This window comes from Phaeodactylibacter sp. (assembly GCF_040219495.1).
In the GTDB taxonomy this organism is placed as follows: domain Bacteria; phylum Bacteroidota; class Bacteroidia; order Chitinophagales; family Saprospiraceae; genus Phaeodactylibacter.
The window spans coordinates 63,017-74,742 of sequence record NZ_JAVJSK010000126.1 but is presented as its reverse complement, the minus strand read 5'-3'; the positions used below and the strand labels follow the sequence as shown (position 1 = coordinate 74,742).

General features: G+C 51.7%; 8 protein-coding genes. 5 read left to right on the top strand and 3 right to left on the bottom strand.

The genetic code is table 11. The annotated features are described in order from the left end of the window. Both RIC19_RS20270 and RIC19_RS20265 read left to right on the top strand, forming a co-directional pair. A partial coding sequence (locus RIC19_RS20270) for a hypothetical protein (protein WP_350180191.1) occupies window positions 1-217 on the top strand: 217 nt, incomplete at its 5' end. Then, window positions 171-833 (top strand): hypothetical protein, encoded by a 663-nt coding sequence (locus RIC19_RS20265; RefSeq protein WP_350180190.1) that lies wholly within the window; start codon window positions 171-173, stop codon window positions 831-833. The genes RIC19_RS20270 and RIC19_RS20265, both read left to right, overlap by 47 nt. 357 nt (window positions 834-1,190) lie before the next feature. Here RIC19_RS20265 and RIC19_RS20260 read toward each other — a convergent pair whose 3' ends face one another. Then, window positions 1,191-4,196, bottom strand: a complete 3,006-nt coding sequence (locus RIC19_RS20260; RefSeq protein ID WP_350180189.1) for a M43 family zinc metalloprotease — start codon at window positions 4,194-4,196, stop codon at window positions 1,191-1,193. A gap of 361 nt (window positions 4,197-4,557) precedes the next feature. Here RIC19_RS20260 and lptE point away from each other — a divergent pair, with 361 nt between their 5' ends. After that, window positions 4,558-5,064: an LPS assembly lipoprotein LptE gene (lptE, locus tag RIC19_RS20255; RefSeq protein ID WP_350180188.1), complete on the top strand. Its 507-nt coding sequence runs from the start codon at window positions 4,558-4,560 to the stop codon at window positions 5,062-5,064. Window positions 5,065-5,393: 329 nt separating this feature from the next. Here the strand turns inward: lptE and RIC19_RS20250 are convergent, their stop codons facing one another. Then, window positions 5,394-7,028 carry an ABC-F family ATP-binding cassette domain-containing protein gene (locus RIC19_RS20250; protein ID WP_350180187.1) on the bottom strand — a complete coding sequence of 545 codons (1,635 nt, stop codon included), beginning with the start codon at window positions 7,026-7,028 and terminating at the stop codon, window positions 5,394-5,396. Between the two features lie 220 nt (window positions 7,029-7,248). On the opposite strand from RIC19_RS20250, the gene RIC19_RS20245 reads away from it, so the two are divergent. Next, entirely contained in the window at window positions 7,249-7,782 is a 534-nt protein-coding gene (locus RIC19_RS20245) for a sodium:calcium antiporter (RefSeq protein WP_350180186.1), read from the top strand. Window positions 7,783-7,806: 24 nt separating this feature from the next. Further along, window positions 7,807-9,780 carry a hypothetical protein gene (locus RIC19_RS20240; protein ID WP_350180185.1) on the top strand — a complete coding sequence of 658 codons (1,974 nt, stop codon included), beginning with the start codon at window positions 7,807-7,809 and terminating at the stop codon, window positions 9,778-9,780. A 44-nt stretch (window positions 9,781-9,824) separates the two neighbouring features. On the opposite strand, the gene RIC19_RS20235 is transcribed toward RIC19_RS20240, so the two are convergent. After that, entirely contained in the window at window positions 9,825-11,699 is a 1,875-nt protein-coding gene (locus tag RIC19_RS20235; protein WP_350180184.1) for a tetratricopeptide repeat protein, read from the bottom strand. Between the last annotated feature and the right edge of the window lie 27 nt (window positions 11,700-11,726).

Genomic DNA, 11,726 nt, shown 5'->3' with positions numbered 1-11,726 from the left:
TAGCTTCAAGAAAAAGAAAGGGGCAAGCGCGTTTCCCTATAGTGCGCAGGCAAGCTGGGCGGGCTGGTTTCGTCCAACTGAAATTTCTGCGCGTGGGGGGGGCTTGGGTGCGGGGGGCGCAGACATTCCTTTGAGTTGTGGTGCATACAGCAAAACCGACCAAAAACAAAATGAACGAATTACAATTAACAGGTGGAGCAAGAATTGGAATGGCTAATGCGACATTTCCATTTGCGACTTTAAAAGTGAATAAAGACAGATTGGAATTAAACGCTTCGATTATCGGAAATTTGACTTTTCAAGCTTCAGACATTATTTCAATCGAACCTTATACAATGATTCCAATACTTGGGCAAGGAATAAAAATAAATCATAAAGTTGCTAACTATAAAGAGCGAGTGGTTTTTTGGACTTTTAAAGACCCGAATTCTGTAGTTCGACAAATTAAAGAAACGGGATTTTTAAATAATCAAAATGAAACTGAACAAAAAATTGACAGAACAATAATTGAAAAAAAGGCAAAAGGCGGATTTCCAATCAAAAAAGGTTTTGCAATTGGAGCAATAGTTGTTTGGAACTTACTTTTCTTGACCGATTTTATTCCATTCTTTCTTGGAAAAACAGATGGATTTCCAATTGGTAATGGAGTTTTAGCTGCTATTGGACTTTTATTTCTGACTGCTCTATTCAGCCTAATTTCAGCAGATTTTAGGCGGTTGATTTTAAAAGATGGACGAGAATTGAATGACGTAAAGAAATTCGCAATTTTCGTAATGATAATAAGTGGATTTATGTTATTGCAATTAGGAATAATGACAAAATTTATGAATTAAAAAATACGACACCATAACAATATATATAAAATAGGCGAAACAGTAGTAAATGCAAGGGTTTTGACTCGTATCGAACTTTATACTTAACCGAAATTTTCGTGCTTCGAAATCGCCTGCTTTTCATATACTAACCGATATTTGATTGTAGGACTCCGGTGGAAGTTGCAGCATAGTTGAAATGTCAGATACTTCAAATATACTCCTTCCTCAGAGTTCTTTTGTTTTATAAAAATGCCGAAAGTCCAGCTAAGGAGGCAGACGACCCTAACCTCACTTTCCCCCCTTCCATCTACCTACAAAAAAAGCTGCTCCGACCCAATAGGCCAGAGCAGCTCCTGATCGCTCATTCGCAGCGAATTACTTCACCACCACAAAGCGGCGTACAATATGCTCCTGATTGGCGCTCAGGTGCAGGAAGTACACTCCTGGCGCTAATTTGGAAGCGTCGATTTCGTGCACAGAAGTGCCTACCTGTCCGAGCCATTGCTCCTGACTGAGGACGCGGCCATCTGTACCCGTTACCATGACCTGCACCTGACCGGCTTCGGGCAGGGTAAAGGCAAGCTTCAGGTCCCCATTGGTCGGGTTCGGGAACAGGTTGATGTCGGCAATCTGCGGTATAGCCTGTGCCTGAGGGCCACGATGGGTTGCACCATCAACAGCCGGCTTTACATAATCAGCCGTAAGTACAGGGTTCGCCATCCGGGCACCATCCTGACAGCCGCTGATCACGATGTCATCGAGGTAGACCCAGTCAGAATTACCGGAAGCATCACAGCGGAAACGCAGGCGCGTATTGCCGGTGAATGGGCCGGGAATGACCACTGCGTCGAAGTAGCGCTGATTATTCTGGAACTCATCGCCCTGATTCCATTCTTCCACGGTGGTGTAGGTGCTGCCGCCATTGGTAGAAACCTGCAGCCAGAAGTCCTCATTGGCATTGTCCATGCTGACCGGGAAGTAGCTAAAGTCAACAGTGAGTTCGCTGTAAGCGGTCAGGTTGAGGTTATCAGTAGTGAGTACCGATGAGCTGGAGTTATCCCGTAGCGCCAGGCTAACGGAGCCGGTATTAGGGTTACTGTTGCTACGGTAGCAATCGCTGCCACCGTCATTCCAGATGCCGAAGCCCGACTCAAAGCCTTCGCTGTTGAGTGTGAGATAGGTGCATCCTCCACCGCCGCAAGGTGCGCAAGAGCCGCCGCAGTCCACGCCGGTCTCATCGCCATTCTGAATACCGTCATTGCAGGTTGGTGCGGTACCGCCGTCGCCGGCACAGAAGTTGGTGCTTTCTGAAGACGCAAATGCGCCACCGGAAGCCAGGGTGTTACCGAGTTCGTCGCTCAGGCTGTAAGAACCATTGCCATAAGCACAGCAAATACCATCACCAAAGGAATCAAAAATGGTGAACACATAGTCGCCACCAGAGAGGCTAAACGTTTCAGTGACGGTAGAGCCGTTGGGCTGCGTGCCGTAGGGACCACCCGAAGCTACGGTAGTGCCGCCATCGGTCACTGTCCAGGTTGTCTCACCGGGATAGTTGTCGAGTACGATGGTCAGGGTGAAGTTGTTGCCGTTACTGCAAGAGGTAGCGCAAGGTGCACAGTCAGGCCCGCCGCAGTCTACGCCGGTCTCACCGCCGTTTTGGATACCATCGTTACAGGTAGCACAAGGTGTACAATCAGGCCCACCACAGTCTACGCCGGTTTCACTACCATTTTGGATGCCATCGTTACAGGTGGCGCAAGGTGCACAGTCAGGCCCGCCGCAGTCTACCCCGGTTTCGCTGCCGTTTTGCACGCCATCGTCACAGGTAGGGCAGGGGGCGCAGTCCGGTCCGCCGCAATCCACGCCGGTCTCACTGCCATTTTGGATGCCATCGTTGCAAGTCGGGCAGGCCGGGCAGTTAGAGCCACCGCAGTCTACGCCGGTCTCATCACCGTTTTGCACACCATCATTGCAAGTTGGAGTCGCTGCTCCTCCTGTACAGAAATTAGTGCTTTCGCTGGAAGCAAAGCTGCCACCGGAAGCGATCACCGCGCCTGTGCCATCAGTCAGGGTATAGGAGCCATTGCCGTAAGCGCAACAAATGCCATCGCCAAAACTATCGCTGATGGTAAAGGTGTAGTCGCCTGAGCCCAGGCTAATGCTTTCGGTAACGGTAGAGCCATTGGGCTGCCCGCCATAAGTACCACCGGAAGCCACGGTAGCGCCACCTGCATCGGTGACCGTCCAGGAAGTTTCTGCAGGGTAATTATCGAGTGTGATGGACAAGCTTAGATTGGAGTCATTACAGGGGCAGGGGGCGCAGTTGGAACCACCGCAGTCCACACCAGTTTCGTCACCGTTTTGGATGCCATCATCACAGGTTGGTGCGACCGGTGTGCCGCAAGCCGTGGAGTTGAGCAGGCTGGCGCGTGCACCACCGGGCTCGAACAAGGCACGCATACGGGCAGTCTGGCCTTGGGTAAAGAGGTTCATACAGGCATCATTGGAGTAGTCCATGTAGTTTTGGAACATATCCGGAAGGTCGCCTCCGCCTTCATTACAGCTGTTGGGGCCGGGGAAGGTACAGGGAGAACCGGTATAGTTGGGCCCACCGGCCCGGGGCGTATCGCCCACGAAGTCGTCCGCGTTGCAATTGCCGTCGCCCCAGATGTGGCGGAGGTTGAGGTAGTGGCCTACCTCATGGGTGCCGGTGCGGCCAAGGTTGAACGGAGCCGTAGCGGTACCGATATCACCAAAGTACTGGTAGTCAACCACGACTCCATCGGTGCTGGCAGGGCCACCGGGGAACTGCGCATAGCCCAGAATGCCGCCGCTGATGTCGCAAACCCACATATTCATATAATTACCGGCTGGCCAGGCATCTTTACCACCGCTGGAGTTGAACTTCACTTCATCGTTGGTGCCAAAAGCCGTAACCGAAGTGGGGGTCCGTGTAATTCCACTGCTGGGATTGCCCTGTGGGTCAGTTGTCGCCAGGCAAAATTCGATCTCTACATCAGCTGCCACGCCCTGAAAGGCAGATGGGGTGTTGGAAGCATCGGCATTCAACCGGCGAAAATCCTCATTCAGAATATCGATCTGACTTTGGATTTGAGCGGTACTGATGTTTTCAGTGGCTGTGTTATAGACCACGTGCACTACCACGGGGATGGTAATAGTGCCGGATACAGCACGTGTGGAATGCTCGAGTACGCGGGCGGTGTGCCGCTCAATGGTCTTGAGGCGTTGTTCCCGTTCGGGGTGCTCTTCTTTTTGGTACTCCAGGTAGTCCATGCTACCACAGTTGCGCTGTGCCCAGAGGTTGCTTGTCAGGCCAAGGAGTAAGAGTACAAAAAGGGTGTTCAATGTTTTTTTCATACTAATCCAGTGTTTTGGTAATGAGAATAAAAGATTGACTACAACGGTGTTGTATTGCTTTTTACTGAGGTCATTAGTGTTTGTCCTGGAATAAAAAACGTGATGAAGGAGCTAAGCTAATAAATTATTTGGTTATTGTCTGCTGGCTTTCAAAAAAAATATTCCAAATAAAACCCTCGTTACAGGTAGGATTTAGGAGCGCAGGCGGAAAGTACTTTGAAGTTGGGGCAGAGTGCGGGTCTATGATCTCACTATACTTTGCGCACCACTCTGCGGACTTTGCGTGGACCCCAAAAAAGTACACTCCCCGCAAAAGGGTACGGCGTTTTAGCGGGTATTCGATATCTTTGGCGCAAAAAGCATGCGCTACTTATTATTGGGCCTGGCGGCTCTTACTATTTTCTCCGCCTCCGGATGCTACTCTTTCAAGGGGATTAGTATCGACTACTCACAGGTGAAAACCTACTTTGTGGATCAGTTTGATATTACCGCACTGAACGCAGAGCCGACGATCTCAATCCGTCTGACAGAAGACCTGAAGGAAAAAATCCGGACCGAGTCGCGGCTCACCCTTGAGGAAATTGACCCGGATATCTCCTTCGAAGGTACCGTAACCCGTTACACAGTGACGTCAGAAGCCCCACAGCCGGGGGAGGTCACAAGCATCAACCGGCTGACTATAGAGGTAGCGGTGCAGTACATCAATAATGTGAACGAAGAAAAGAGCTGGGAGCGCAAACGCCCGTTCTCTTTCTTTTTCGACTTTGGCACTTCCCAGGCGCTGGCTGACGTAGAGGAAGAAGCCATTTCGACCATCAGTCAGCAGATGATGGAGGATATTTTCAACGCTGCCTTTACGGATTGGTAAGTAGAGGTTATTAATAAACTCTGATGGGATTAGAACTTTGTCAAGTATAGACTTGATGCGTCGGGTCAGTGCAGTGGGAAAAAAGAGCTACTTTAACCCTGTAATGATCCCCAACGCATCAGGTCATTTGAAATGACAAGTAAAACAGACCGCATATACGGGATGACTTCGGAGAACCTGTCTGCACGGCGAAGTCAGGTAGAGTCACACCTTAACCCTGGCAATACCACAGGAGGTCGACTCCAGAGAAGTCGCATGTCATCCCCAGCCACAGGAGATGCTCTTTCTGCCCATCTCCAACCACCCGGCTTTCCACACTTGACAAACTGCTAGGCCGTTACGCCAGCGTAAAGCTCATCCCGCTGCGTGTGAATCGAATCCGAACTCAGGTAGTCATCGAAGTTCATCAGGCTGTCTATGATGCCGTTTGGTGTGATTTCGATAATGCGGTTAGCCACCGTTTCCGTGAGTTTGTGGTCATGCGACGTAAAGATCATATTGCCCTGGAATTCAGACATCGCATTGTTCAGTGCAGTGATCGACTCCAGGTCGAGGTGGTTGGTCGGCTCATCGAGGAGGATGAAATTAGGGTGGGTGAGCATGGTTTTAGACAACATGCAGCGCACCTTTTCGCCACCGGAAAGCACGGATGACTGCTTGAGCACCTCTTCTCCCGAAAAGAGCATGCGCCCCAGGAAGCCGCGAATGAATTGCTCATCGGGGTCTTCGGAGTACTGCCGCAGCCAGTTGATGAGGTCGAGGTCACCCTTACCGGTGAAGTACGCTTCGTTTTCGTTGGGCAGGTAGCCCACGCTGATGGTTTTCCCGAATTCAATGGTACCACTATCCGCAGTGGCTTTGCCCGCCAGAATATCAAAAAAAGCAGTAAGGGCAGTGGCATTGCGCCCGAGGAGCGCTACTTTCTCCCCTTTGTTCATGGTGAAGCTCACATTGGCAAACAAGGGCGTGCCATCCGTGCTGCGCAGGCTCAGATCATGGACTTTGAGGATCTGATCGCCCGGTTCCCGTTCCATCTTGAAGTTGATGTAAGGATACTTCCGGCTAGAGGGCTGTATGTCTTCCAGGTTGAGTTTTTCCAGGGCTTTTTTCCGGGAGGTAGCTTGCTTGGACTTGGAGGCATTAGCGCTAAACCGCTGAATGAACTCCATCATCTCTTTGCGCTTTTGCTCAACCTTTTTGTTCTTGTTGGCCATCTGCTGCGTCATGAGCAGGCTGGATTCATACCAGAAGGTGTAGTTGCCCGTGAAAATCCGAATCCGCTTGAAGTCGATATCTACAATATGGGTGCACACCATATCCAGGAAGTAACGGTCGTGAGACACGACGATGACCATGTTTTTGAAGTCGGCGAGGAAGTTGGCCAGCCAAGTGACGGTCTCCGCATCAAGGTCGTTGGTCGGCTCATCAAGCAGGAGGATGTCCGGATTGCTGAACAGAGATTGTGCCAGGAGGACTTTTACTTTCTCCCCCCCGTTCAGGTCTTTCATCTGCCGGTAGTGCAGGGATTCATGTATGCCCAGGTTGCTGAGTAGCTCTGCGGCATCATTTTCGGCATTCCAGCCGCCCATTTCCCCAAACTTATTCTCCAGCTCGGCTGCCAACAGTCCATCCGCTTCAGTGGCATCCGGGTCCATGTAGATGGCATTCTTGCGCACCATGAGGTCGTACATCTCCTTGTAGCCCATGATCACAGTATCAAGCACCTGCTCTTCTTCGTACTCGAAGTGGTTCTGCTTGAGCACCGCCATACGGTTGCCCGGCTCAATAGCCACGTCGCCACGGTTGGCAGCAATTTCGCCGGAGAGGATCTTGAGGAAAGTGGATTTGCCAGCCCCGTTGGCCCCAATGACGCCGTAGCAATTGCCGCGGGTAAACTTGAGGTTGACTTCATCAAAAAGGACGCGCTTGCCGTACTGCAAGCCAAGGTTATTTACTGTGAGCATGAATTTTGCACTTGGGGGCACGCTCTAAGTGCCATGAAATAAAGCCGCAAAGGTAAGGGTATTTTCTAGTTTAAGCCTTCTTGAGCAGCTTCTTTTAATAAGAACTTTTTGGGATTTTGCACTTTGGGCTGCATTTGCCAAATTTCGTCCTGCTCTTCGTTGCGCTCCCGCCTGCCAAAGTCTTGTACGGTCTCCGGTGGCTAAAGCCCGGCAGGCCCCGATGTGGGAGCCCATTCACACCCGGGAAACAGTAGCGGATGAGCCTGAGGAAGATCTGGGCCGTATTAACAAACCCCTGCTTGTTACCCGGTTTTTGCTCTCGGCAGTCGTGGTTGGCGTAGCCGGTTACTTTGTGGCGAAGGTGGCAGTGGTCATTGCCAGTCAATCCGGTTTGTCACAGTCTTTCGTTGGTGCCTTGTTTACCTCGGTGGCGACCTCTCTGCCCGAACTGGTGATCTCCATCGTGGCGGTAAGACAGGGGGCGCTGACCCTGGCAGTGGCTAATATCATTGGCGGCAACAGCTTTGATGTGCTTTTCCTGGCTTTTGCCGATACCGCTTACACGGAAGGCTCCATTTACCATCAGGTAGGGGATGCCGAATCCTTCGTGCTGGCACTGTGCATACTACTGGGCGGCACTCTGTTAATGGGCATGCTCCACCGGCAACGGGAAGGGTTCGCCAATGCCGGGTGGGAGAGTATATCGGCTATCGGGCTGTTTTTGGGGGGATATATAGTGCTTTATTTTATGTAAATTAGGTGCTCAAATACAAGCACTATGCGACACCTGATGCTACTGTTCTTAATGCTGCCCATAAGCGTGAGCGCCCAATCTTCCTTCCAACATCAGGCCCCGAGTCTGCAGATCGGGCTGGGCGGGCTGAGTTTCGGCAGAGGGACCCTGGATGCAGAAGTCATCGCCTCCGTGATATCAGATAAACAGGAGGAAGTCCGCGTGCGGCTCATCAAGAATATGTTTTTGGGCAAAATCGAGGAAGCCGGCGGACTGAATTACATCTACCTCGACAACATTATCAATACGGTCCTCGAAGAGCGCAATGCAGAGGCCCGCACCCGCAATATTTATGAGAACACAGTCAACCTGGTGTTTGTGTACGCTCTTTCTGACTACTACTTTGCCCTCTGCGAACCGGAGCTGGTGGCCCTGGCGGAAGCCTACGGCGGGCAAAAGACCGGACAGGCTATGGCCGGGCAGACCTTCGCCCGCTTCCAGCTGTCTGAGTCCGGAGAGCGGCCCAATCAGGGGCTGATTGCGCAGTCTTCAGCCATTACCTTTAGCACAGATAGCCTGACTACTGACTTTAAGGCCTTATTGCTGGATATGGCAAGTGAAGCTGTGCGCAACGATCCTGCTCTGCAGCAACTGGGTTTGTTGCGGACCATGTACCGCAATTCCGGCAGCGAAGCTTTGAATGCCTACCTGACGCTGGAGCACCCGGTGCGCCGGCCGCTGGCTGATGCCGTTTATACCCGCTTGCAGAACCGGCTGGCCGGGCTGATCGACTACATCGGACTGGTCAATTATCTGTTCCGGACAACCAATTTTAAAGTAAGGGGCGCTTCTATGGGGCTGGACCTGGGCGGTACAACCGGGTTGCGCAATATGGAGGAGATCGGGGCGCAGCTCGACAGTGTGCGGCAGTATGTCCGGCAAGCTATTGGCAAGGAAGGGCGGACGGAGCTTTCAGAAGAAGAGCTGCAGGTGCTCTTGTCCTTTTTAGGGCAATTGCAACAACTCGACCTGGACAACCTCAGCCCGGGCGCGCTTTCTGACCTCATTTTTGAACTCTACAATGACGTGCTTCCGGTGCTGGAGCGCCTGGCAAAAAACTCCCAGTATTTTATTGATACCTACTTCGAGCTCAACACCTTACTACAGGCGCTGGTGAAGACCATTTTTGAAGAAGGGTTCCCGTTCAATTACGAAGAGTTGCGCAGCCACCTGTTGTTCCGCCTCCTTGCCAAGCTGTATGAGTTTGATCAGGCGGCCACCTACGACGACTACCTGAATGCACTGGCGGGCCTGAGTGACATTTTCCCTAATGAAGATACCAAAGCGGCCCTCAATAAAATCATCAGCCTGCTGCGGAGTTACACAGAGATCATTGAAGGGTTTGAGGAGAATGAGGCCCTGGATTTTGACGTGGAGAGCTTCCTGGTGTCCCTGCAAAATATCAACTATGACCGCTGGCGGCCGCTATCGTTTATTTTCAATGTAGGCATCAACAACGCCCACTTTCCGGATGGACTGGTGCTGAGCAGTGGTGAAAGCCTGAGTAATTACACCTTTGCCGGCGAGAAAATAGGGATCAGGCTCAATCTGCTGGACTGGGCGTACATCAATAGTTTTGGACGGCAGGAAACGTTCACCTATTGGGGTAAACGCTACCTGCGCCTGGAGCCGGCCAAGACACCTACCGTCAGCAATTTGCACTTATTGCTGTATGGTTCCGGATTATTGTACAACCTGGCCAATACCGGCACTACACCTGATTTCAACCGCCCGCTCGTTGGGGGTGGGCTTGGGCTCACCTTTTTCAATCAGCTCGACCTGAATGCTACGGCTGGGGTCCCTGTCAATGCCACATCTGGCGTATCCACCCCGCTTTTCCTTAATATCGGCTTTGACATCCGGTTTGATGAATACCTGCAGGCGCTGAATGAACGGCGGCGGCAGCGCCGGTATGAGCGGCGGGTGGACGCGCTTTTGGCAACGCCCCGGGCGTACTAAGCAAGCACCGGCGCGGAAGCACAAAACGTTCGGAAACGACTACACTACCGGATTGCAAACCATACCGTCATGCCATAGCCCGGGCCGTCCAGCTCTTCGACTTCCGCCTTCAGTTTTTGACTCAGCAGTTGGATGAGGCGCGTGCCAAAGGAGGTGCCGGGTTTTACGTCCCGGGTTTGGGTTTTTCCGACCCCATCGTCTTGTACCTTCAGCAGGTACCCGCCTTTCGGAGGGGTTGAAAAGTGCAGGGTGATGGTGCCGCTATGCCCTTCTGGAAAAGCATATTTGCAGGCATTGGTCAGCAGCTCATTGGCGATCAGCCCCAGGGGGATGGCCGTATCGGCATCCAGCTCAACCGGGCTTAGCTCGTATTTCAGCTCAACCGGTTGCTGCTCCAGCCCGAAGGAGTCCGCTACCGTTTCTCCCAATTCATACAGGTAGGTCTCCATATTCAGTGCGGCGGCAGTATTACCGGTGTATAGTTGTTGGTGGATCAGCCCCATGGCGTCTACCCGGTTTTGCCCTTCTCGTATAGCATCGAGGGCATGGGCATCTTCAATGTAGCGCGACTGCAGGCTCAGTAGGCTGGAGAGTACCTGCAGGTTGTTTTTTACCCGGTGGTGTATTTCGTATAATAAGGTCTCAATATTACGGTTCTTCTGCCGGATCGTATGGTAGCCTTGTAGCAGCAGCAACGCAATGACCAGCAGCAATACCGCAATGCCAATGGCATACCACCGCATGGATTGCTCCTTTTCCAGTTGCTCCTGTTGTTCGTAAATGGTGATCTCTTTCTGGGCCGTTTCGTATTTTGTCTGTAGCTCCGCCACCCTTGAATCCGCCTCGGCGGTGAACAGGCTATCATTGATTGCGGTATATCTTTTATAGTAGATCAGGGCGGAATCGAGTTGTCCCAGGCCTTCGTAAGCTTCTGAGATCAAGAAGAGCGATTCGGGGTTTATCCGCTGTTGGCCGGGGCCATAGGCGGCCATCATCTGCTGCATTTGTTGCAGTGCCGACAAAGCTTCCCGGTAGTTTCCCACGCGCCGGTACACATCCCCTATGTTGTTGAGGTTGGTAAACTGCAGAGTAGCGAAACCCACCTCCTGGGATAGCTCAAAGCTCTCCCGGTAGGCGGCAAGGGCATCATCATAGCGCTTCAGGTATTTGAGGATATTGCCCCTTGTATTTTGCGAAAGGGCAATATCGACGGGGTTGTCGTCCAGTACCCTCAGCCGCAGGGCTTCATCGGCGTATTCGAGTGCCTGATCATAGTCGCCAAGCATCAGGTAAGTATCGGCCAGCTGCTGAGTGGCGACACCCTGGTCGGCATTATCGGCATTGACCGCCAGCATTTGTTCGTAAGCCTTTAGGTTGTATTCGTTGGCGGCTTCGTACTTGCGTTGATAATAAAGTGCGTTGCCTACATCAATATTCGCCAGGGCAATTTCAGTTTTGTCACCCAGCTGTTCGCGAATGCGCAGCACCTGGTACGCAATCTCAAACTCTTTTTCGTACTGCCCCAGGTAGTTGGCAATATACCTGATCTTGCCCAGTGCATCCGCCCGGCCCGCTTCGTCTCCGTTCTTTTCAGAAATGGCAAGGGCGCGTTCGAAATACTGCAACGCAGAGTCGGGTTGGCTGGAGTTGGCATGGGTGCGCCCAATAGCGATAAAAAGCTTCGCCTGTGTTTTGCTGTCTGATTTCCGGGCCAGTGGGAGGGCTTGGTAACCATACCGAAAGGCTTCTTCAAGGTTATAACCGTTCAGTTCGTTCGTGAGCGCAATCAAGGTGTTTACTTTATCTGCATCTTGATTGGCACCCGACATTTTTTGAAGGAGACTGTCAATTGTTCCCGACTGAGCGCCAAGTATAACCGGGCAAAGGAGGGCAAGACAGATTTTTACAAATGCAGGCATCTTAAGCTCTTTTGCATTTCGGTTTGC

Coding starts and splice junctions, on each gene's coding strand:
- RIC19_RS20265 (WP_350180190.1), top strand. CDS start 171: ATGAACGAATTACAATTAACAGGTGGAGCAAGAATTGGAATGGCTAAT.
- RIC19_RS20260 (WP_350180189.1), bottom strand. CDS start 4,196: ATGAAAAAAACATTGAACACCCTTTTTGTACTCTTACTCCTTGGCCTG.
- lptE (WP_350180188.1), top strand. CDS start 4,558: ATGCGCTACTTATTATTGGGCCTGGCGGCTCTTACTATTTTCTCCGCC.
- RIC19_RS20250 (WP_350180187.1), bottom strand. CDS start 7,028: ATGCTCACAGTAAATAACCTTGGCTTGCAGTACGGCAAGCGCGTCCTT.
- RIC19_RS20245 (WP_350180186.1), top strand. CDS start 7,249: ATGTGGGAGCCCATTCACACCCGGGAAACAGTAGCGGATGAGCCTGAG.
- RIC19_RS20240 (WP_350180185.1), top strand. CDS start 7,807: ATGCGACACCTGATGCTACTGTTCTTAATGCTGCCCATAAGCGTGAGC.
- RIC19_RS20235 (WP_350180184.1), bottom strand. CDS start 11,699: ATGCCTGCATTTGTAAAAATCTGTCTTGCCCTCCTTTGCCCGGTTATA.